Raw genomic sequence first — 21,290 nt, forward strand, 5'->3', positions numbered from 1 at the left:
CGCGCGGGAGCCGGGCCACCACGACGGCGTACGGGCGGCTACGCGGCCACGAAGGTGTGGGCCGCCTTGTCGTGCCAGCACTGGCGCCAGGGCCTGTCGAACAGGCACCACAGGACGCCGACGACACCGATGACGAGGACGCCGGGGACCGCGTACACGAGCCAGCGGCGCAGGGCCCGTCCGAAGGACGGGGGTCCGTGGCCCTCGATGTCCCGGACCTCGATGCCGCACACCTTCTTGCCGAGGGTGCGGCCCCACTTGGCGGTGGGCAGCGCGTCGTAGAGGACGCCGAAGAGGAGCAGGACGGCCAGGACGATCCCGAGGTAGCCCGTGGTCGTGCCGTCGAGCAGCCACACCGTGACGGTCTGGCCGGACCGCTTGGCCGCGTCGACCTTCTCGTTGATGTGGTCGATCGCCTTGGTGCCCAGCGGTACGGCGGCCACGGCGGTGACGGTCGCCAGAACCGCGGTGTCCACGATCCGGGCCAGCAGCCGCCTGCCGAGGCTCGCCGGGCGCGCCTCGGACTGTCTGCGGGCGGCGGCCTGGAACACGTCGTCCACCGGCGGCTTCCACGGCACGACGGGCTGCCCGTCGGCGCCCGGGTCACCCGCGAGCCGGTGCACCTGCTGGGCCCAGGACGGCTGTCCCCCACCGGGGCCACTGGTGAGGGGCGTGGCGGCGGGGCCGGTGGACTGCTGGGGCACGGAGGGAGTGGACGGGGTGGAGGGCGTGGACGGGGTGGAGGGCGTGGAGGGCGTGGAGGGCATGGAGGGTGCGGCGGCGGACTGGGCCGCCGCCTCCGCCGCCTCCGCCGCGGCCTGGGCGGCCTGCCCGGCGCCGAAGCCTCCCCCGGCCCCGGCCGGGCCGCCCGCCGCGGGCGTGTCCGCCCCCGGTGCGCCGGTGGCCGGAGCCGTGCCCCCGGCCTGCGCCCCGCGCTGCGGACCCGTGCGCGGGGCGGACGGGCGGAAGATCATGGTGCCCTCGGACGGGGCGGGTTCCGCGGCGCCGTCGGGGTGACCGGTGCCGGCGAACTGCGCGCCGCTCGCCGGGGCCGCGGACGCGCCCTCGGCGCCGGTGGCCCGCGCCGGTCCCGTCGGGCGACGGAACACCACGGTGCCGCCGGACGCGGGAGGTTGCGCGGCGCCGCCCTGGTCCGCGGGCGGGATCGTCGCCGTGCCGTCGGCGCGGGCCGACTCACCGTCCGGCTGGACGACGGCGTCACCCGGTTCGGCCGCGCGCGCCAGCCGCGGGTCGGCCGTCGCAGGCGCGCCCCAGGACACCCGGCGGTCCTGCTCGCCGCCGAATCCGGACTGCTGGGAGCGGTCGGCGCCCCACGCGGCCGCGGGCTCGGGCCTGTTGCCGTGCTGTGCCTCGGCCGGGCTCACCCGGCGCGGCTCGGCGGCGGGTCGCGGGTCCTCGTCGAAGAAGTGCGGGCCGGTCTCCTCGGCGGGGGCCGGAGCGGGCGCGGGAACGGAGGCCGTCGGCCGGGTACCGGACGGCGGCGTGAGCGGTACGCCGTCGGAGGGCGCGGGACGGCTCGTACCCGGTACCCAGGAGGCACCGTTCCAGTACCGGACATATCCAGGAATGGAGGGGTCCGGGTAATACCCTTCACGGGGCCGGTCGTCACCGGGGGCCGGGGTTGGGGCGCTCATGTCCGTCGTCCCGTATCTGCTCGGGGGTTTTTGGGGGCTCCACATCTATCAGACGGGCGCGCCTGTCAGCGGCGCTCCCGCCGTACCCACCTCTTTCGGGCAAGGTTCCGCCACAAGCGGTCGCCGCCCGGAACACGGCCTCGGAACGCCCGCCAAAAAACTTCTTCGAACCCGCGTAATGGTTCCGCGTGATCGCGCTCTCCACTCGTACGGGCCTGCCCCAAGGGCCCCGTACCCGAAAGGAAGCGCATCGACATGCACACCGTGGTGGAACGCGAACTGGAGCTCAACCTCGTCCTGTCGCCCGAACGCAGCATCGCCGTACCGGCCCGGCTCACCTACCGCTCCGACGACCCGTACGCCGTCCACATCACCTTCCACATCGGCTCCGACCATCCCGTCGGCTGGACCTTCGCCCGTGAACTGCTCGTCGAGGGGGTGTTCAGGCCGTGCGGGCACGGCGACGTACGGGTGTGGCCGACGAAGGTCGCGGGCCGCAGCGTCGTCCTGATGGCGCTCAGCTCCCCGGACGGGGACGCCCTCCTCGAGGCGCCCACCGCGCAGGTGTCCGTCTGGCTGGAGCGCACCCTGCGGGCGGTCCCGCCGGGCTTCGAGGCCGAGCAGCTCGGCATCGACGAGGGCCTCGCCGAGTTGCTGGCCCCGACCCCGGCCGACGACCTGTGGCTGCGCGACCCGTGGCCGTCGGACGAGTCGAAGGACGGCGATTGACTGCTCCCCTCCCTGAAGTGAGGGGATTCCTGGCTCAGGCCGCCTCCTGGAGCGGCGCTCCAGGAGGTCTTACGCCCTCGACACCAGCCGGGGCCAGACCAGCCCGGACGAGCATCACACGCGCGGAGTTCTTGTCCCTGGGAGACACCGCTTTGCATGTGGTGCAGGTGTAGGTGCGTTGCGACAGCGGCAGTGCGTGCTTGGTTCTCGCTCCGCACGATCCGCAGTCCATGGTGGTGTGTGCGGGATGCACCAGGCGGACATCCCGCCCGTGCTTGTGGCCCATCTCGACCAGAGCCTTCTTGGTGGCGCCGATCGCGGCATCCGCCGCCTTGCGGGCCATGGTGGTCCTGGCCAGGAACTTCGGGCGGAAGTCCTCCACCGCGATCGCGTCGTGGTCACGCACGACCTTCTTCGCCCACTTGCGGCCTGTGTCCTGCCGCTGCCGGGCGATCTTCTGGTAAGTCTTCGCCCGCCGCTTCTTCGCCTCGCGGTAGCCCCTGGAGGCGGCATGTCCCTTCTCAGGTTTGCGGCGGGCCATCATGCGGTCGTACCGGGTCAGCTTGGCCTGTGCCTTCCGGCCGTGCTCGACGTGCGGCAGGTCGTGGGCGGCGCTGGTGGTGGTCGCCGTCTCCTTCACTCCCCAGTCGATCCCGATCACCCGACCGGTCTGCAGCAACGGCTCGGTCTGGACGGGGACGACGAACGAGGCGTACCAGTGCCCGACGCTGTCCTGGTACACACACACACCGAGGAGGGCTCGGCGGGCAGTTCACGGGACCACACCACGGTCAGGACGATCCCGCCCGCCAGGTGCAGGCGCCCGTCCTTCAGCCGGAAGCCACGCCGGGTGTAGTTCAGCGTGGGCAGCGCCTGGCGTTTCTTCTTGCGCTTGGGCATGCCGGTCCGACGGTGCATCGGCAGCCGCTGCCTGGTGTCCTTCAGGGCTTTCGCGCGGGATGTGCCGAAGTCCCGGATGAGCTGCTGCTGCGGCACCGAGGAACCCTGGGCCAGCCACGGCGTCACCGCGCGGGCCTGGGTCAGCATCCTGTCCAGCCGGGCGGGGCCGCACTTCTCCCCGTCGGCGTGGGCCTTCTTGGAGCGGGCCACGCACTCGTTCCAGACCCACCGGCACCGGTCCCACTCCGCCAGCAACTCCGCGCGGGCCGTGGACGACACCCGCAGCCGGTAGGTGTACCGGGCATGCCCGACCCCGTCGGCCTCCTTCACCGCCACCACGGCGTAACCCCCACCCCGCCCTGATATCACCCGACTCCAGCCAAACGACCATACGTACGACACCCGCACACCCGCACCCCCCTTCCGTCGCAACCACCCCAACCAGCGAACAAAGGCACACGCGTTCGCTAATGCTCGGCTCCGCCGGCGGAACGTACCGGCGCTCCGCCCCGGGGCCCCGGATACGGCACCCGACCCTGCCGAAGTCCTGGCAGTCGCGCACCCCGACAGCGCGAGGGCGGTGCAGATCCGACTGGCGTGGACGCTGCAGCCGCGGGCCCTAGGACCGGCGACCCGGATCACCTGGCCGCCGACGCACTGCACCTTGCCGAGGACGAGCTGGCCGTCTTGCACTCCCTCCTCCACCAGGGCTGGCAGGCGTGCCTGGCCGAGTGCCCCTCGGCGAACAGCTAGAGCACCTTGCCCGGGTTCAGGATGCCCAGGGGGTCGAAGGCGGCCTTGATGCCGCGCTGCATCTCCACGCCCACCGGTCCGAGCTCGCGGGCCAGCCACTCCTTCTTCAGGACTCCGACGCCGTGTTCGCCGGTGATGGTGCCGCCGAGTTCCAGACCGAGGGCCATGATCTCGTCGAAGGACTCGCGGGCGCGCCGCGACTCGTCGGGATCGTCGGCGTCGAAGCAGACGGTGGGGTGGGTGTTGCCGTCGCCCGCGTGCGCGCAGACACCGATGGTCAGGGAGTACTTCTCGGCGACGCGCTCGATGCCTTCGAGCATGTCGCCGAGCCGGGAGCGCGGCACGCACACGTCGTCGATCATCGTGGTGCCCTTGACCGCTTCGAGCGCGGTGAGCGACAACCGCCGCGCCTGGAGGAGCAGTTCGGATTCCGCCGCGTCCTCCGCGGGGACCACCTGCGTCGCGCCCGCGGCCTCGCACAGGGCGCCGACCGCGGCCAGGTCGGCGGCCGGGTCGTGGGTGTCGAAGGCGGCGAGCAGGAGCGCCTCGGTGGTCTCCGGGAGGCCCATGTGGGCCAGGTCGTTGACGGCTTTGACCGTCGTACGGTCCATGAGTTCGAGGAGGGAGGGGACGTGTCCGCCCTCCATGATCCGGACCACGGCGTCGCAGGCGGCCCGCGCCGATCCGAACTCCGCCGCCAGCACCAACTGCTGGGGCGGCTGCGGCTTGAGCGCCAGGATCGCCCGTACGACGATGCCGAGCGAGCCCTCGGATCCGACGAACAGGCGGGTGAGGTCGTACCCGGCGACCCCCTTCGCCGTACGGCGGCCGGTGGACATGAGCCGTCCGTCGGCCAGCACCACGTCGAGGCCGAGGACGTACTCGGCCGTCACCCCGTACTTCACACAGCACAGGCCGCCGGAGGCCGTGCCGATGTTCCCGCCGATCGTGCACATCTCCCAGCTGGAGGGGTCCGGCGGGTAGCACAGACCGTGTTCGTTCACGGCGCGGGAGAGGGTGGCGTTGATGACGCCGGGTTCCACGACGGCGATCCGGTCGACCGGGTTGATCTCCAGGATGCGGTCCATCTTCACCAGCGACAGCACGATGCAGCCGTCGGAGGCGTTGGCGGCGCCGGACAGACCGGTGCGGGCGCCCTGCGGGACGACCGGGACACGCAGCTCGGTCGCGATCCGCATGACGTGCTGGACCTGTTCGACGGTACGGGGCAGGACGACGACGGCGGGGGTACCCGCCTCGCAGAAGCTCGCCATGTCGTTCGCGTACGAGGCCGTGATGTCCGGGTCGATCAGGACGGCCTCGGCCGGCAGGCCGCTCAGCAGGCGGTCCACGAGGTTGCCGGTGACTTCGTCGCGCGGGGCTTCGATACGGCTCATGATCACAGCGTCGCACTCGGGGCCATCGGTGTGAACCCCATCCGCGCGGGGCTTGGCGTGCCGGGGTGTGGTCTTCGTATTGACGCACAGTGAGCGGCATGGAGATCGAAGAGCGACAGCCGGTGCTCACGGGGCTCACGCCCCAGGGGCCCTCCGGGCGGCGTCCCTCCGTCGCCAAGCACGTGCTGATCGGCCTGGTCGCGGGGTCTGTCGTCCTCGGCGGGGTGCTGGTGCTGCTGCCCTCGCAGCGGCGGAACGCGGCGCCGCCGTCGCCGGGTCCGGCGGCGCGGGCGGCGACGGCGGTGGGGGCCGGGGTGCCCGCCGCGCTGCCCGATCTGGTGGCGCTCATCGGCGACCACGAGGCCCATCTGCGTGCCCATCCGCGCGACGAGCGGTTGTGGGCGGTGCTCGGCGCGGCGTACGTGGAGCAGGGGCGGCGGACGGCCACGCCCTCGTACTTCCCCAAGGCCGAGCAGGCGCTGCGCACGTCACTGGAGACGAAACCGAAGGGGAATCTGACGGCCCTGGAGGGGCTGGCCGCGCTCGCCAACGCCCGCAACGACTTCCGGACCGGGCGGAAGTGGGCCGAGGAGGCCCTGAAGCTGGCCCCGAAGCGGTGGACGGCGTATCCGCTGCTGATCGACTCCTGCAGCGGCCTCGGTGACTACAAGGCGAGCCGCAGCGCGCTGGAGAAACTCCAGGGGCTGCACCACGGGCCGCCGGTGCTGGCCGAGGCCGCCCAGGTGTACTGGGACCGCGGCTGGCGCGAGGACGCGGTGGCCTCCCTCGCGGACGCGGCGGCGGGCGCCACCGCTCCGGCCGAGCGGGCGACCTTGCTGGCGCAAACGGGCCGGCTCGCCTGGGAGCGCGGGGACCGCGAGGAGTCGCTGCGCTACTACGAGGCCGCGCTGAGCGTCGACCCCGACCAGCACGGCGCGCTCGCCGGACAGGGGCGTGCGCTGGCGGCGCTCGGGCGCGGCGCGGAGGCGCTGCGTGCGTACCAGGCGGCGCTCGCCCAGGAACCGGATCCGCGGTACGCGCTGGAGCTGGGCGAGCTGTACGAGACGCTGGGGGTGCGCGACGCGGCACAGACGCAGTACGCCCTGCTGCAGGAGCGGGTGCGCACCGACGCCGCGGCCGGTGTCGACGACGCACTGGTCCTCGGGCTGTTCGAGGCGGACCACGGCGATCCGGAGGACGCGGTGCGCCGACTGCGCGAGGAGTGGGCGCGCCAGCCCGGGGTCGGCGTCGCGGACGCGCTGGGGTGGGCGCTGCACCGGGCCGAGGAGGACGAGGAGGCGCTCAAGTTCGCTGCGAAGGCGACGGACAAGACGAAGGGCGGCGGCATCCGCAGCGCGCTGTACGTCTACCACCGGGGGCAGATCGAACGCGAGCTGGGCCTGCTCGCGCCTGCGCGCCGCCACCTCGCGGAGTCCCTCCAGATCAACCCGTACTTCTCCCCCGTCCTCGCCCCCCAGGCCCGGCACGACCTGGCCGCCCTCGGCGAGCCGCCCGCGGAGCCGCCGCCCGAGCCGAAGGAAGAGACCCCGGCGGAACCGGGGGGCGCGGCGGGGCCGCCGGGCACCGCCGTGAATCCGGCGAACCCGGCGGCCCCGCGGGCGCCCCGTCGACCCAGGCCACGGGCATCGGCGCCGGTGCCGGCACCGGCGCCGCGGCGCACGGCGTCACGCTGACAGATGACCGCTGGCAGATGGCCGCTGGCAGACATCGGTTGACGGATGACAGCTGAGGTCTGAGGGCTGAGGGCTGACGGCTGACGGCTGACGGCTGACGGCTGACGGCTGACGGCTGACGGCTGACAGATGACAGATGACAGATGACAGATGACAGATGACAGATTTCAGATTTCCGCAGATGATCCCTACAGGTTGCCGCGCTTCTCCTGTTCCCGCTCGATCGCCTCGAAGAGAGCCTTGAAGTTGCCCTTGCCGAAGCCCATCGAGCCGTGCCGCTCGATGATCTCGAAGAAGACGGTCGGCCGGTCCTGGACCGGCTTGGTGAAGATCTGGAGCAGATAGCCGTCCTCGTCGCGGTCGGCGAGGATCTTGAGCTCGCGCAGGGTGTCGACGGGGACCCGGGTGTCGCCGACCCACTCGCCCAGGGTGTCGTAGTACGAGTCGGGCGTGTCCAGGAACTGGACCCCGGCCGCGCGCATGGTGCGTACGGTCTGCACGATGTCGTTGGTGTTCAGCGCGATGTGCTGGACGCCCGCGCCGCCGTAGAACTCCAGGTACTCGTCGATCTGGGACTTCTTCTTGGCGATGGCGGGCTCGTTGATCGGGAACTTGACCTTGAGCGTGCCGTCGGCGACGACCTTCGACATCAGCGCGCTGTACTCGGTCGCGATGTCGTCGCCCACGAACTCCTTCATGTTCGTGAAGCCCATGACCTTGTTGTAGAAGCCGACCCATTCGTTCATGCGGCCGAGTTCGACGTTGCCGACGCAGTGGTCGATGGCCTGGAAGGTGCGGTGGGCGGGGGGTTCGACGATCGGGGCGGCGGCGGTGAATCCGGGGAGGTACGGGCCGTCGTAGCCGGTGCGTTCGACGAGCGTGTGCCGGGTCTCGCCGTACGTGGCGATCGCGGCGAGGACGACCGTGCCGTGCTCGTCCTTGAGCTCGTAGGGCTCGGCGAGCGGGCGGGCGCCGTGTTCGACGGCGTACTCGAACGCGGCGCGCGCGTCCGGGACCTCGATGGCGAGGTCGACGACCCCGTCGCCGTGCGCGGCCACGTGCTCGGCCAGGAAGTGGCCCCAGGTGGTGGTGGGCTTGATGACGGAGGTGAGGACGAAGCGTGCCGAGCCGTTCTCGAGGACGTACGACGCCGTCTCGCGGCTGCCGTTCTCCGGTCCGGAGTAGGCGACCAGCCGCATGCCGAAGGCCGTGGAGTAGTAGTGCGCGGCCTGCTTGGCGTTGCCGACGGCGAAGACGACCGCGTCCATTCCCTTGACCGGGAAGGGGTCTGCCTGCCGGGCGGTGTCGGGAGTGAGGTGTGTGGTCTGCGTCATGGCCGCAGACTCTCTCCGTTCCACAAGGTGCGCAATAGTTTGCGGGAGAGCTGGACAATGTGCTCAGCAAAACGTCCATGTGAGCGGGCGTTCTGTACATGATGACCATCCCAGGAGGACGGCATGGCGATCGATCACCTGGACGGCCGGCTCATCGTGCTGCTGGCCGAGGAGCCCCGCATCGGCGTGCTGGAGATGTCCCGGCGGCTCGGGGTCGCGCGCGGCACCGTGCAGGCCCGGCTCGACCGCCTTCAATCGAATGGAGTCATCCGGGGATTCGGTCCGCAGGTGGATCCGGCCGCGCTCGGCTACCCCGTCACGGCCTTCGCGACGCTGCAGATCCGGCAGGGACAAGGCCCCGACGTACGGGCGCACTTGACGACCGTCCCCGAAGTGCTGGAGCTGCACACGACCACCGGCGGCGGCGACATGCTGTGCCGCCTGGTGGCCCGCTCGAACGCCGATCTCCAACGTGTGATCGACCGGGTCGTCGGTTTTGATGGCATCGTCCGGGCCTCCACGGCGATCGTCATGGAGAACCCCGTTCCGTTGCGGATCATCCCGCTGGTGGAGCAGGCGGCGAGCGAGCACTGACCGACGACCGGGGAGGTGGCGTGAACTTCTGGCAGTACCTGAGCAGCCGCCATCAGCAGCTGCTCACGGACACGTACCAGCACGCCAGCGTGGTCTTCCAGTGCATGGTCGTCGCGACGCTCATCGGTGTGGTGATCGGCGTCGTCACCTATCACAGCGGCTGGGCGGGCGGCGTCGCCACAACCACCACGTCCACCATCCTGACCATCCCGTCGCTCGCCATGATCGGTCTGCTGATCCCGATCGTGGGCCTGGGCGTGCCACCCACGGTGATCGCGCTGACGCTGTACGGGCTGCTGCCGATCGTGCGCAACGCGATCGTCGGCCTGCGCGGGGTCGACCCCGCGCTGGTGGACGCGGCGAAGGGCATCGGCATGTCCGGTCCGGCCCGGCTGCTGAAGGTCGAGTTGCCGCTTGCCTGGCCGCCGATCCTCACCGGCATCCGGGTCTCCACGCAGATGCTGATGGGCATCGCGGCGATCGCGGCGTACGCCTCCGGCCCCGGCCTCGGCAACGAGATCTTCCGCGGCCTCGCGTCCCTGGGCAGCAGGAACGCGCTCAACCAGGTACTCGCGGGCACGATCGGGATCATCATCCTCGCGTTGCTGTTCGACGCCGCCTACGTCCTCATCGGCCGGCTGACCATTCCGAGGGGGATCCGTGCCTGAGACGACCGAGGCCGCGGGGCCACCGGAGGGCGCGCGCACCTCCACGACCGGCGCCACCATCGAGCTGGAGAACCTCACCAAGCGCTACCCCAGCAGCCGGGAACCCGCCGTGGACAGCGTCAACATGGAGATCAAGGCGGGCGAGCTGGTCGTCTTCGTGGGCCCGTCGGGATGCGGCAAGTCCACCACGCTCAAGATGATCAACCGGCTGATCGAACCGACCAGCGGCCGCATCCGCATCAACGCCGAGGACGTCACCGACATGGACCCGGTGAAGCTGCGCCGCAAGATCGGCTACGCCATCCAGGCGTCCGGGCTCTTCCCGCACATGACGGTCGCCCAGAACATCGCCCTCGTACCGAAGATGGTCGGCTGGTCGAAGTCGCGGATCAGGGCGCGCGTCGAGGAGATGCTGGACCTGGTCGGTCTCGACCCGGCCGAGTTCCAGGGACGTTATCCGCGCCAGCTCTCCGGCGGCCAGCAGCAGCGTGTGGGCGTGGCCCGGGCGCTCGCGGCCGACCCGCCCGTGCTGCTGATGGACGAGCCCTTCGGCGCCGTGGACCCGATCACCCGCGACCACCTCCAGGACGAGCTGATCCGGCTCCAGCGCGAGCTGCACAAGACGATCGTCTTCGTCACCCACGACTTCGACGAGGCGATCAAGCTCGGTGACCGGATCGCGGTGCTGCGCGAGCACTCGCACATCGCGCAGTTCGACACCCCGGAGGCGATCCTCACCAACCCGGCCGACGACTTCGTGTCGGGGTTCGTGGGCGCGGGCGCGGCGCTGAAGCGGCTCAACCTCACCCGGGTACGGGATGTGGAGATCACCGACTGGCCGACGGTCACCGTGGACGACCCGCTCCAGGAGATCTTCAACAAGCTCAGAAGCAGCGGCACGAACGAGATCCTGCTGCTCGACCGGCGGGGCCGCCCCTACAAGTGGCTGCGGCGCGGTGACCTGATGCGGGCCAGGGGTTCGCTGGCGCGGGCGGGCACGCTGGTGCACGACACGGTGACCCGGGACGCCACGCTGCGGGACGCGCTGGAGGCGGTGCTCATCGACAACACGGGCCGGGTCGCGGTCACCGGGCGGCGCGGCGAGTTCACCGGTGTCGTCGACATGGAGACGCTGATGAACTCCGTGCACGAGCTGCTGGAGGCGGACCGGCTGGAGGCGATGGAGCACCAGCACGAGCTGGAGGAGGCGCGCGCCCAGCAGACCCACTTCGAGCAGGAGGGTGTGGGCGGCGGGGAGGCGAAGGCGTGAGCACTCCCCCACCCGAGGAACGGCCCAAGGAGCGGCGCAAGGAGCGGCCCAAGGGACAGCGCAAGGAACAGCGCAAGGAGCGGCCCGAGGGCGAGCACGAGGTGAAGGGGCTCGCGTTCCGGGACGACGGCGCGTTCTCCCCGGACTCCGGGGACTTCCCCGAGGACCTTCCCGAAGGCCTTCCCGGGGACGGTGAAGGCGGAGTCGAGGGGGAGGCCCCACCTCCGAAGGTCGTCCTCAAGCGCCGGATCACCTGGCAGAAGCTGACCTTCCTGCCCCTGGTCCTCGCGGCCGTGCTGCTGGCCACCTGGCTCTGGTTCCAGCAGGCCCGGCTGGACCCGATCTCCGAGAACGCGCTGTCGAACGGCCAGGTGTCGAAGGCCCTGTGGCAGCAGATCCGGCTGACCGCGATCTCCACCTTCTTCGTGCTGATCATCGCGATCCCCCTGGGCATCCTGCTCACCCGGGCGGCGTTCCGGAAGGCGACCCCGGTCGCGATGACACTCGCCAACATGGGGCAGGCCACGCCCGCGATCGGCCTGCTGGCCCTGCTGGTCATCTGGCTGGGCACCGGCCAGCGGGCGGCCCTGATCGGCATCACCGTCTACGCCATCCTGCCGGTCCTCTCCAACACGATCGCGGGCCTGAAGGCCAACGACCCGACCCTGCTGGAGGCGGCCCGCGGCATCGGGATGTCCCCCCTGGGGGTGCTGACCCGCATCGAACTCCCGCTGGCCGTGCCGCTGATCCTCGCGGGCGTACGGACGGCCCTGGTCCTGAACGTGGGCACGGCGACCCTCGCCACCTTCGGCGGGGGTGGCGGCCTCGGCGTCCTGATCACCACCGGCATCACCACCCAGCGCATGCCCGTCCTGGTCCTCGGCTCGGTCCTCACGGTCTCACTGGCCCTGCTCGTGGACTGGCTCGCCTCCCTGGTCGAACTGCTGCTCAGGCCGCGCGGACTGGAGGCGGGCTCATGAGACGTACGGGTTCCGCGCCCGCCGCGAGACGTACGGGCCCCGCACCCGCCGCGAGACGTACGGGTCCTGTGCTGGCCGGGGCGCTGGTCCTGGCCGCCGGCTGCGGGCTCACCAGCGGCTCCCCCATGGTCGACAACGTCGCGCCCGGCTCGATCGGGCAGGGGCAGCCGCTCAAGGGCGCCCATCTGACGGTGACGTCGAAGGAGTTCACCGAGCAGCTGATCCTCGGCGCGATCATGGGCATCGCCTTCCAGGCGGCCGGCGCGGACGTCCTCGACCGGACGGGCATCCAGGGTTCGATCGGCGCGCGGGAGGCCGTCAAGAGCGGGGACGCGGACGGGATGTACGAGTACACGGGCACCGCCTGGATCACGTACCTCGGCAACAGCAGGCCCATCCCCGACCCGCGGCAGCAGTGGCAGGCGGTGCACGACGCCGACCTGAAGAACGGGCTGACCTGGCTGCCGCCGTCCGCGCTCAACAACACGTACGCGCTCGCCATGAACCAGGCCAACTTCAAGAAGTACGGCACCAAGACGCTCTCCGACGTGGCCGCGCTGTCCAAGTCGAACCCGGGCGCGGTCACGCTGTGCGTGGAGAGCGAGTTCGCCAACCGGGCCGACGGGCTGCCGGGCATGGAGAAGGCGTACGGGATGAGTCTGCCCGCGAAGAACATCACACAGATGGACACCGGGATCATCTACACCCAGGTGGCGAAGGGGAGTTGCACGTACGGGGAGGTGTTCACCACCGACGGGCGCATCAAGTCGATGAACCTGGCGGTGATGGAGGACGACAAGAAGTTCTTCCCCAACTACAACGCGGCGCCCGTGATCAACTCCAAGGCCCTGAAGAAGTACCCGGCGATCGCCCAGGTCCTGGACCCGATCACCAAGAAACTCGACAACGACATGGCCCAGACCCTGAACTCCAAGGTGGACGTCGACGGGCAGGATCCGCATCAGGTGGCGCTGGACTGGATGAAGCAGGAGGGGTTCGTCAAGGGAGGGTGAGCGGGGCGACGACTTCCAAAGAAGTGGTTGCAAAGAAACCCTTGCAACCACTTCTTTGCAACACTACCTTTGGATGCATGGAAGAGCCCACGGAACCACTGCCCGAGGAACGACAGGTCCGCACCCTCGACGCCCGCACACTGCGCGGCATCGCCCACCCCCTGCGCATGCAGTTGCTGTACGCGCTGCGGCAGCGGGGGCCCGCCACCGCGTCGATGCTCGCCGAGCGGCTGGGCGAGTCCAGCGGGGCGACCAGCTACCACCTGCGGCAGCTGGCCACGCACGGCTTCGTCGAGGACGCACCCGAGCGGGGCAAGGGCCGTGAGCGCTGGTGGCAGGCCGTCGACCAGGGCGTGATCTTCAACGCGAACCTGCTCAAGGACGGCGACCCGGCGGTGCGCGGAGCGGCCGACACGTATCTGCACGAGGTCGCGACCACGCACACGCGTGAGCTGTCCACCTGGCTGGGTACGCGCGCCGACTGGTCCGAGGACTGGTACCGGGCCAGCGACATGAGCAACTGGACCCTACGGCTGACGGCCGCGCAGTCCCGTGAACTCATCGAGAAGATGCACGACCTGCTCGAAAGCTACCGGCCCCTCGCCCACGCCGAGGACGACCCCGACGCGGAGCAGGTCCGCATCCACACCCACGCCTTCCCCGTCGCGCAGGACCGAACGGAGACGCAGCCATGACGCACGCCGAAACCCACCTCGCCCTGCACCACACCCGCGCCGCCGAGCTCCGGGCCCAGGCCGAGGCCCACCGCCTGGCCGCCTCCGCCCGGCGCCCCGGCGAACTGCGTACGCGCCTCGGCTGGACCCTCGTGGAGGTCGGCCTGCGCCTCGCCGCCGCACCCCGCGTCGCCGTCGCGCACTGACGCGGCCCGCCGGCCAACAGCTGGGGACGACTAACAGCTGGGGACCGAGCCCTTCCCCTTCTCCAGGGACACCAGCGCGTCGACCGCGCCCTTGAGCGTGGTCACCGGAACCAGTCGCAGCCCCTTGGGCAGTTCCGACTTGGCGTCCGAGCACTCCGCCTTCGGGACCAGGAAGACCGTCGCGCCGTCGCGCCGGGCGGCCTGCGTCTTCAGGGCGACCCCGCCGACCGCGCCGACCTTGCCGTCGGCGTCGATCGTCCCCGTACCCGCGACGTTGCGACCGCCCGTGAGGTCGCCGCCGCTGCCGTCACCGTCCAGCTTGTCGATGATCCCGAGCGTGAAGAGCAGTCCGGCGCTGGGCCCGCCGACGTCGGCCAGCTTGAGCGTGACCTTCACGTCGTTCTTCTCGTGCAGATAGGACAGGGCCGCTTTCGTGGCCGTGTCCTGGGACTGCTTCATCTGGTCGGCGTTGTGCTGCTCGATCTCCTTGACGGAGTTCCCGCTCGGGTAGACCGAGTCGCGCGGCATCACGGCCCGGTCCGTACGGAACCAGCCGTCGATCACGTCACCCAGGCTGACGCTCGCGTCCGGCCCGGTCGCCTCGATCGTCGTCATCCGCAGCTGCCCGCTCGTCGTGCGGGTGGGCGCTCCGCTGATCGTGATCACGGGATCGCCCTTATTCTCGCCCAGGACGTTCGCCGTCATCCCGGGCTGCGCCACGGAGAACGGCAGCGGCGCGAACGCCGCCGTGGCGAGCAGGGCCACGACGGGAACGGCGCAGACGGTGATGGCCTGGAGGCGTGTGAGGCGAGAGAGCACAGGATCAATCTAACGTCACCGCTCGGCGCGGCCTCCGTACAGGTCCCGCCGGGCGGTGGTGAAGCGGCGCAGCGCCTCCGGCAGCGGCTCGGTCCCGGTGCCCGGGGTGCGCGGCACCGGCAGATGACCGCCCTGAAGGACGAAGGGCTCTGCCGTCAGTTGACGTCCACGTCCTCGAAGACCTCCAGCATGCGCGTCAGCACCCGTACGCACCTCTCCACGTCCGCGTCGGTGAGGTCGCCGCCCACCCGCTTCAGCAGTGCGCTCTCGCGGGTGATCACCGCGTCGATGGCCGTACGACCGTCGTCGGTCAGCCGGATCAGCGAGGACCGCTGGTGCGCGGGGTTGGCGACGGCCTCGACCAGGCCGTGGGCCGCCGCCTCGTTGACCATCCGCTGCACGAACTGACGGCTGAGCGCCTGCGCGCGCCCCATCTGGGGAACCGTCAGGGGCCCCTGTGCGCGCAGGAGATCGAGGACTGCGCGCACGCCGATGGACAGGCCTTCGATCGGCTCGTTCAGCTCCACCTTGCGGCTCACGCGCCGGTACAGGGGCCCCAGCACGGCGAACACCTCGTAGAGGCGGGGGGCGAGGTCGTCGGGCGGGAGCGGCTTGGAGTCGTCGGGTTTGCCACCGGTGTCGGGCTTGCTGGTGTGGGTCACGGGAACAGGATGACACCTTGGTTGCCAAGTCGCCCCCAACATGACACCTTAGTTGTCATAGCCGATGCCTCGGATGCCTCTCAGGAGTTGTCATGACTGATGCCGCACAGGTGTTCATGTTCGAGTCCGCCGACGGTCCGCTCGCCTACCGCGACGTCGGCACCGGTCCCCCGCTGGTCCTGCTGCACGGCGGCTTCACCGACCACCGCATGTGGGACGACCTGGTGCCGCTCCTCACGGCCGGCCACCGGGTGATCGCGCCTGACGCCCGCGGTCACGGCCGGTCCGCCAACGCGACGAAACCCTTCCGCCCCACCGACGACCTCGCCGCTCTCCTGCGCCACCTCGACACGGGCCCCGTGGTCCTCGTCGGAATGTCGATGGGCGGGGCCACCGCGGTCGACACCACGCTGGAACACCCGGACCTCGTCCGCGCGCTCGTCGTCAGCGGCGCCGGGATCACCGACCCGGAGGACACCGACGCCTGGACCCTGGACATCCAGAAGAGCTGGGGCGGCACCCTGGCCGCCGGCGACATCGACGGCTGGGTCGACGTCTTCGCCTCGGTCGTGGCCGGCCCGCATCGCACACTCGACGAGGTCGACCCGGAAGTCGTACGGCGGGTACGGGAAATGGCGCGGGGGACCATTTCCAAGCACACGCCCGACGAACCCGACCGGTCCGTCCCCGTGACCGACATCCCGGCGCGCGCCAAGAGCATCACGGTGCCCGTCCTGGCCATCAACGGCGCCCTGGACGCGGCCGCTCAGATCGCGATGGCCGACCGCCTCGTCGACGCCGTAGCCGACGGCCGCACCATCACCGTCGAGGGCACCGCCCACTACGCCAACATGGAACAGCCCCGCGTCTTCACCAAGTTCCTGCTGGAGTGGCTCAGCGACCTGCCCGCCTGAGCCACCCGGGCGTGCGGGCGAGGACCGGATCGCCCGGGCCGTAGTCGAGGACGGGCGTGCCGAGGGCGGCGAACGCGGCCCAGGTGTCCGGGTCCGGGCTGAACGGCAAGCCTTGGACAACACCCCTGGGCCGCCACGGAGCGTGGGGTCTCAGCGCAGTGCGTCCGCGACCTCCCGCGCCGCGTCCACGACCCTCGGCCCCACCCGTTCCGGCACGGAGTCCGCGAGCATGACGACGCCGACGCTGCCCTCGACCCCGGTCACCCCTATCAGGGGCGCGGCGGCCCCGCTCGCGCCCGCCTCCAACTCCCCGTGCGTGAGCGTGTATCCCGGGGCGTCCTCCTGTCCGGGCTGCCGGGCGGTGAGGATCGCGCGGCCCGCGGCACCCCGGTCCAGCGGATGACGGAACCCGGCGCGGTAGGCGACGTGATAGTCCGTCCACGTCGGCTCCACGACGGCGACGGCGAGCGCCTCGGTCCCGTCGACGAGCGTGAGATGGGCCGTGGCCCCTATGTCCTCGGCCAGCGCGCGCAGCGCCGGCAGCGCGGCCTCCCGTACCAGCGGATGCACCTGGCGCCCCAGCCGCAGTACCCCAAGCCCGACCCGGGCGCGGCCGCCCAGATCCCGGCGTACGAGCGCGTGCTGTTCCAGCGTGGCGAGCAGGCGGTACACAACGGTCCGGTTGACGCCCAGTTTGTTCGAAAGCTCGGTGACGGTCAGCCCGTGGTCCGTGTCGGCGAGCAGCTTGAGGACACGCAGTCCCCGGTCGAGCGTCTGAGAGGTCTCCGCGGTCACGACGCCCACTCCTTAATGGTGAGGTCGGCGGCCCCTCGCGGCGGTTGCGTCTCCGAGTCCCGTCGGCGACGCGCTTCAGAGGCCGCCGTCGGCTGACGACCCGGGCTCTTCCCGGGCGGAGTCGCTACACGGCTGCGCTCCGCGGCGGCGCTGCCACGGGGCGTGTGCGTAGCGGGACAGTAGCGAGCCGGTTCGCTCAGCGGAAGTCTCCGTCCAGAATCCGGTCATGGCCCGGTACGGACTCTTCCCCTTTACGCAGCCTTTGTCCTCGTACGTACAGCGCACACGCACAAGAACGCGCCCCTGGAAGGGGCGCGAGGAACTGCGCGACCAGCCCCCACCGGCCCACAGCCGAAGCACAACCCGTCGCCCCACGAACCGCGACCGCCCAGGCACAGCGCCCGGCGTCACCGCATACGGGTGGCCCACTCCTGCACCTTGGCGATCCGCTGCCGCAGTTGTCCCGCCGTCGCCTCCGCGCTCGGCGGCCCCCCGCACACGCGGCGCAGTTCGGTGTGGATCACGCCGTGCGGCTTGCCGCTCTGGTGGACGTACGCGCCGACCATGGTGTTGAGCTGCTTGCGCAGCTCCAGCATCTCCTTGTGCGAGACCACGGGCCGCCGCTCGGCGGGCAGTTCGAGGAGGTCGGCCTCCTCGTCGGGCTTCTTGCGGCTGTGCGCGATCTGCCGCGCCTGCCGCTTCTGGAGCAACAGCTGCACCTGGTCGGGTTCGAGCAGCCCCGGAATCCCGAGGTAGTCCTGCTCCTCCTCGCTCCCCGGGTGGGCCTGCATCCCGAACTCGGCGCCGTCGTACAGCACTCGGTCGAAGACGGCCTCGGACTCCAGCGCCTCGAAGGAGAACTGCTCCTGCTCGCCGGTGTCCTCGTCCTGCTCCCGGTTCGCCTCGTCCATCTCCTGCTCGGACTCGGCGTACGGGTCCTCCTCGCCCTCCTTCTTGGGCTTGTCGAGGACGTGGTCGCGCTCGACCTCCATCTCGTTGGCGAAGCCGAGGAGGTCGGGGACGGTCGGGAGGAAGACGGAGGCGGTCTCGCCGCGCCGCCGGGACCGTACGAAACGGCCGACGGCCTGCGCGAAGAAGAGGGGCGTGGAAATGGTGGTGGCGTACACGCCGACGGCGAGCCGCGGCACGTCGACGCCCTCGGACACCATGCGGACGGCGACCATCCACCGGTCCTCGCTGTGGCTGAACTCGTCGATCCTGTTGGACGCGCCGGTGTCGTCGGACAGGACGAGGGTCGCCTTCGTCCCGGTGATCTCACGGATGAGCTTGGCGTACGCGCGCGCGGAGTCCTGGTCGGAGGCGATGACGAGCGCGCCCGCGTCCGGGATGCCCTTCCTGACCTCGGTCAGGCGCTGGTCGGCGGCGCGCAGCACACTGGGCATCCACTCGCCGCGCGGGTCGAGCGCGGTGCGCCAGGCCTGCGAGATGGCGTCCTTGGTCATCGGCTCGCCGAGCCGGGCCGCGATCTCGTCCCCCGCCTTCGTGCGCCACCGCATGTTGCCGCTGTAGGAGAGGAAGATGACGGGCCGCACGACCCCGTCCCCCAGCGCGGACCCGTAGCCGTAGGTGTAATCGGCGGAAGACCGTCGAATCCCGTCGTTTCCCTCTTCATACGTCACGAAGGGAATGGGATTGGTGTCGGACCGGAAGGGCGTACCGGTGAGCGCGAGCCGCCGGGTGGCGGGCTCGAACGCTTCGAGGCAGGCCTCGCCCCAGGACTTCGAGTCACCGGCGTGGTGGATCTCATCGAGGATGACGAGGGTCTTGCGCTGCTCGACGCGATTGCGGTGGAGCATGGGCCGCACGCCCACACCCGCGTACGTCACGGCGACGCCCTGGTACTCCTTGCTGAGCGGACCGGCGCTGTACTCGGGATCCAGCTTGATCCCTATCCGCGCGGCGGCCTCCGCCCACTGCTTCTTCAGGTGCTCGGTCGGCGCGACCACGGTCACCTGCTGCACGACGTGGTGGTGCAGCAGCCAGGACGCGAGCGTCAGCGCGAACGTCGTCTTGCCGGCGCCGGGCGTGGCGACGGCCAGGAAGTCGCGGGGCTGCTCCTGGAGGTACCTCTCCAACGCCCCCTGCTGCCAGGCACGCAGCTTGCTGGCGGTACCCCAGGGGGCGCGGCCGGGGAAGGCGGGTGAGAGGTGGTGGGAGGTGGATGCGCTGGCGGCGGTGGTAGTCACGGTCTCCGTGGTTGGGTCGAGCGGCTCGGCTACGTATGACAACCGGGCCACCCTACCGGCGCCCCGGAGGTGTCAACGCGCGGACGACGCCGGGTCACCCGTGGATGGGACCCACCTCACAAACCCCGCGACCGCCCACCGATCACCTCGATGTCGCGCTCCACACCGGCCGCCACGTCGATGACCAGGCAGGACGAGGCCGACCGGTTCACGATGACCGTACCCGCCCGAACGGGAGCACTGCTCTCTTTCCAGATCACCGCTCTCGCAATCGCGTCGTCACCCAGGCCCCCACCAACGCCACCCCGGCCATCGGCAGGAACACGGCGGCGAACGCGGTGGGGTGGGAAGCGTCGGCCGTCGAGGTGGCCGTCTCCGCGACCTTGCCGCCGCCCAGCGCCGCGAACGCCGCGCCGCCCGCCGCGAGGAGCACGATGTTGGACAGGCCGTCGGAGATCTGGAGCGCGGCGGAGTTGGAGCCGACTTCCTCCGGCGTCGAGAGGCGCAGCAGCAGCACGCTGGTCGAGGCGATCACCAGCCCCATCCCGAAGCAGCCGAATCCCCAGGCGACAGCGACGATCCACACGGGCACGGCGGGGATCAGGACGCTGGGCACGACGGCGACGGCCGCCGCGAGCAGCACCATCCCGAGGAACATCAGCCGGTCCCGGTAGGGCTCCGTCCGTGGCCGCGACTGCACATACGACCCCAGCGCCCAGGTCCCGCCGGCCGCCGCGAGGGAGAACCCGGCGAGCGTCGGCGACAGCCCGCGCTGGGTGACCAGCATGAGGGGCACGAAGGACTCGGCGGCGATGAAGGAACCGGCCGCCAACCCGCGCAGCAGCACCACGGACGGCAGCCCGCGCGCCGCCCGGTAGGTGCCGCGCGGCAGCAGCCCGAGGACGGCCGGGACGAGCAGCGCGGCGCCCGCGAGGCCAGGGACGAGGGAGAGCGGGTCCAGGTCCTGGGCGGCGTACTGGAGGAGTCCGGAACCGAGCGAGATCCCGAGCGCCAGCCGGATGCGCCGCCGCTCGAAGGGCTCACGACCGGCGGTCCCCGCGTCCGCCGACCGCCCGGACGACAGCCGCCGTATCCGCGGCAGCGCGAGCGCCAGCGGAAACACGACCAGCACCGGTATCCCGTTGAACACCCAGCGCCAGCCCAGGTGCTCGGTGACCGTGCCCGCGATCAACGGTCCGACCACGGACGGAATCACCCAGCTCGCCGCGAACGCCGCCATGATCGCCGGGCGCAGCCGCTCCGGGTAGGCCCGCACCACGACGACGTACAACGCCACGACGACCAGCCCGCCGCCGAGCCCCTGCACCGCCCGCCCGAGAAGGAACAGCCACATGGTCCCGGCCGTCCCGGACAGCAGCAGTCCCGCCGCGAAGGCCGTGATCCCCGTGGTCAGCGCCGCCAGGGGCCCGTCGCGGTCCGCCCACTGTCCGGCGAACACCATCCCGAACAGGCTCGTCGTGAAATACGCCGAGAACGCGAACGCGTACAACGACACCCCGTCGAGCTCCCGCGCCGCGACGGGCATCGCCGTCCCGACCGCCGTCGCCTCGAAGGCGATCAGCAGCTCCACGAACACGATCCCGATGCTGAGCGCCCGATAGGGACGGCTCAGCACACCCCCCTCCCCCTTGCCCGCGGGCTGGGCGGTCGCGGTATCACGTGCTTCCAGCGCTGTCATGGCCGCCAGCGTAAGGGCCACCACTGACAGTGACTCCTGTCCAAAGACCGTGATCACCTGGGTCTTTGGTCGTACGCCGCAGGTCCGGGAACCGGCATTCATGAACGGCGTATGGCAGTCCCGTTGCAGCGCTCCCGCACCCCTTGAGCCCACCCTGCGCCCCGCCTACGTTCAACCCATCAGGTTCGGAACGAGTGAGCCGTGCCGCACCTGAGAACGGCCGTGTGCCCGAGTGGTTCAGGGGCTCGCCTGCAAAGCGAGTTACGCGGGTTCAATTCCCGCCACGGCCTCCCATGCCCCGACCAGGGCATGCAGATGGGGCGGTCC

At 70.9% G+C, this 21,290-nt stretch carries 20 protein-coding genes, 1 tRNA gene and 1 pseudogene; 12 read left to right on the top strand and 10 right to left on the bottom strand.

The window, feature by feature from the left end; translation table 11 throughout:
- Positions 1 to 38: 38 nt before the first annotated feature.
- Complete coding sequence (locus AQJ27_RS39045) at positions 39 to 1,655, bottom strand: RDD family protein (protein ID WP_067379776.1); 1,617 nt, start codon at positions 1,653 to 1,655, stop codon at positions 39 to 41.
- Between the two features lie 255 nt (positions 1,656 to 1,910).
- On the opposite strand from AQJ27_RS39045, the gene AQJ27_RS39050 reads away from it, so the two are divergent.
- Entirely contained in the window at positions 1,911 to 2,384 is a 474-nt protein-coding gene (locus AQJ27_RS39050; RefSeq protein WP_067379779.1) for an SsgA family sporulation/cell division regulator, read from the top strand.
- Between the two features lie 34 nt (positions 2,385 to 2,418).
- Here the strand turns inward: AQJ27_RS39050 and AQJ27_RS39055 are convergent.
- Positions 2,419 to 3,620: pseudogene (locus tag AQJ27_RS39055) on the bottom strand (RNA-guided endonuclease InsQ/TnpB family protein).
- A gap of 261 nt (positions 3,621 to 3,881) precedes the next feature.
- Between AQJ27_RS39055 and AQJ27_RS56715 the strand changes: the two are divergent.
- Positions 3,882 to 4,037, top strand: coding sequence for a hypothetical protein (locus AQJ27_RS56715; protein WP_159064506.1), 156 nt, complete (start codon positions 3,882 to 3,884; stop codon positions 4,035 to 4,037).
- Here AQJ27_RS56715 and AQJ27_RS39060 read toward each other — a convergent pair.
- The gene (locus AQJ27_RS39060; protein WP_067379782.1) at positions 4,034 to 5,440 is read right to left on the bottom strand and encodes an FAD-binding oxidoreductase; all 1,407 of its coding nucleotides are present in this window, start codon (positions 5,438 to 5,440) and stop codon (positions 4,034 to 4,036) included. The genes AQJ27_RS56715 and AQJ27_RS39060 overlap by 4 nt on opposite strands.
- Before the next feature lie 92 nt (positions 5,441 to 5,532).
- Here AQJ27_RS39060 and AQJ27_RS39065 point away from each other — a divergent pair, with 92 nt between their 5' ends.
- On the top strand, positions 5,533 to 7,128 hold the full coding sequence (locus AQJ27_RS39065; RefSeq protein ID WP_067379790.1) for a tetratricopeptide repeat protein: 1,596 nt from the start codon (positions 5,533 to 5,535) through the stop codon (positions 7,126 to 7,128).
- Between the two features lie 188 nt (positions 7,129 to 7,316).
- Here the strand turns inward: AQJ27_RS39065 and hppD are convergent, their stop codons facing one another.
- Positions 7,317 to 8,462 carry a 4-hydroxyphenylpyruvate dioxygenase gene (gene hppD / locus AQJ27_RS39070; protein WP_067379793.1) on the bottom strand — a complete coding sequence of 382 codons (1,146 nt, stop codon included), beginning with the start codon at positions 8,460 to 8,462 and terminating at the stop codon, positions 7,317 to 7,319.
- A gap of 123 nt (positions 8,463 to 8,585) precedes the next feature.
- Between hppD and AQJ27_RS39075 the strand changes: the two genes are divergently transcribed.
- The 7 genes from AQJ27_RS39075 to AQJ27_RS39105 all read left to right on the top strand — a co-directional run bounded on the left by AQJ27_RS39075 (position 8,586) and on the right by AQJ27_RS39105 (position 13,867).
- Positions 8,586 to 9,056: an Lrp/AsnC family transcriptional regulator gene (locus tag AQJ27_RS39075; protein WP_067379797.1), complete on the top strand. Its 471-nt coding sequence runs from the start codon at positions 8,586 to 8,588 to the stop codon at positions 9,054 to 9,056.
- 20 nt (positions 9,057 to 9,076) lie between these two features.
- On the top strand, positions 9,077 to 9,724 hold the full coding sequence (locus AQJ27_RS39080) for an ABC transporter permease (RefSeq protein ID WP_067379800.1): 648 nt from the start codon (positions 9,077 to 9,079) through the stop codon (positions 9,722 to 9,724).
- A complete protein-coding gene (locus AQJ27_RS39085) occupies positions 9,717 to 10,994 on the top strand; it encodes a betaine/proline/choline family ABC transporter ATP-binding protein (RefSeq protein ID WP_067379802.1) in 1,278 nt (425 codons plus the stop codon). The genes AQJ27_RS39080 and AQJ27_RS39085 overlap by 8 nt, the downstream gene beginning before the upstream one ends.
- A 101-nt stretch (positions 10,995 to 11,095) precedes the next feature.
- Positions 11,096 to 11,974 carry an ABC transporter permease gene (locus AQJ27_RS39090; RefSeq protein WP_067380040.1) on the top strand — a complete coding sequence of 293 codons (879 nt, stop codon included), beginning with the start codon at positions 11,096 to 11,098 and terminating at the stop codon, positions 11,972 to 11,974.
- A complete protein-coding gene (locus AQJ27_RS39095) occupies positions 11,971 to 12,987 on the top strand; it encodes a glycine betaine ABC transporter substrate-binding protein (protein ID WP_079065571.1) in 1,017 nt (338 codons plus the stop codon). The genes AQJ27_RS39090 and AQJ27_RS39095 overlap by 4 nt, the downstream gene beginning before the upstream one ends.
- 77 nt (positions 12,988 to 13,064) lie before the next feature.
- On the top strand, positions 13,065 to 13,682 hold the full coding sequence (locus AQJ27_RS39100) for an ArsR/SmtB family transcription factor (RefSeq protein WP_067379808.1): 618 nt from the start codon (positions 13,065 to 13,067) through the stop codon (positions 13,680 to 13,682).
- The gene (locus AQJ27_RS39105; protein ID WP_067379811.1) at positions 13,679 to 13,867 is read left to right on the top strand and encodes a hypothetical protein; all 189 of its coding nucleotides are present in this window, start codon (positions 13,679 to 13,681) and stop codon (positions 13,865 to 13,867) included. The genes AQJ27_RS39100 and AQJ27_RS39105 overlap by 4 nt, the downstream gene beginning before the upstream one ends.
- A gap of 30 nt (positions 13,868 to 13,897) precedes the next feature.
- On the opposite strand, the gene AQJ27_RS39110 is transcribed toward AQJ27_RS39105, so the two are convergent.
- The gene (locus AQJ27_RS39110; protein WP_067379814.1) at positions 13,898 to 14,686 is read right to left on the bottom strand and encodes a YlbL family protein; all 789 of its coding nucleotides are present in this window, start codon (positions 14,684 to 14,686) and stop codon (positions 13,898 to 13,900) included.
- Positions 14,687 to 14,841: 155 nt separating this feature from the next.
- Positions 14,842 to 15,348, bottom strand: coding sequence for a MarR family winged helix-turn-helix transcriptional regulator (locus AQJ27_RS39115; RefSeq protein ID WP_067379817.1), 507 nt, complete (start codon positions 15,346 to 15,348; stop codon positions 14,842 to 14,844).
- A gap of 92 nt (positions 15,349 to 15,440) precedes the next feature.
- Here AQJ27_RS39115 and AQJ27_RS39120 point away from each other — a divergent pair, with 92 nt between their 5' ends.
- Positions 15,441 to 16,262, top strand: coding sequence for an alpha/beta fold hydrolase (locus AQJ27_RS39120; RefSeq protein WP_067379819.1), 822 nt, complete (start codon positions 15,441 to 15,443; stop codon positions 16,260 to 16,262).
- Here the strand turns inward: AQJ27_RS39120 and AQJ27_RS60275 are convergent.
- The 4 genes from AQJ27_RS60275 to AQJ27_RS39135 form a co-directional block, all read right to left on the bottom strand.
- Positions 16,243 to 16,371: a succinyl-diaminopimelate desuccinylase gene (locus AQJ27_RS60275; RefSeq protein ID WP_162489357.1), complete on the bottom strand. Its 129-nt coding sequence runs from the start codon at positions 16,369 to 16,371 to the stop codon at positions 16,243 to 16,245. The genes AQJ27_RS39120 and AQJ27_RS60275 overlap by 20 nt on opposite strands.
- Positions 16,372 to 16,412: 41 nt before the next feature.
- Positions 16,413 to 17,057: an IclR family transcriptional regulator gene (locus AQJ27_RS39125; RefSeq protein ID WP_067379823.1), complete on the bottom strand. Its 645-nt coding sequence runs from the start codon at positions 17,055 to 17,057 to the stop codon at positions 16,413 to 16,415.
- A 407-nt stretch (positions 17,058 to 17,464) separates the two neighbouring features.
- A complete protein-coding gene (locus AQJ27_RS39130) occupies positions 17,465 to 19,264 on the bottom strand; it encodes a DEAD/DEAH box helicase (protein ID WP_067379826.1) in 1,800 nt (599 codons plus the stop codon).
- A 256-nt stretch (positions 19,265 to 19,520) separates the two neighbouring features.
- Positions 19,521 to 20,963: an MFS transporter gene (locus AQJ27_RS39135; RefSeq protein ID WP_067379829.1), complete on the bottom strand. Its 1,443-nt coding sequence runs from the start codon at positions 20,961 to 20,963 to the stop codon at positions 19,521 to 19,523.
- A gap of 218 nt (positions 20,964 to 21,181) precedes the next feature.
- On the opposite strand from AQJ27_RS39135, the gene AQJ27_RS39140 reads away from it, so the two are divergent.
- Positions 21,182 to 21,253: transfer RNA gene (locus AQJ27_RS39140), tRNA-Cys, on the top strand.
- Positions 21,254 to 21,290 lie beyond the last annotated feature (37 nt).

Source organism: Streptomyces olivochromogenes, assembly GCF_001514115.1.
Classification (GTDB): Bacteria; Actinomycetota; Actinomycetes; order Streptomycetales; family Streptomycetaceae; genus Streptomyces; species Streptomyces olivochromogenes.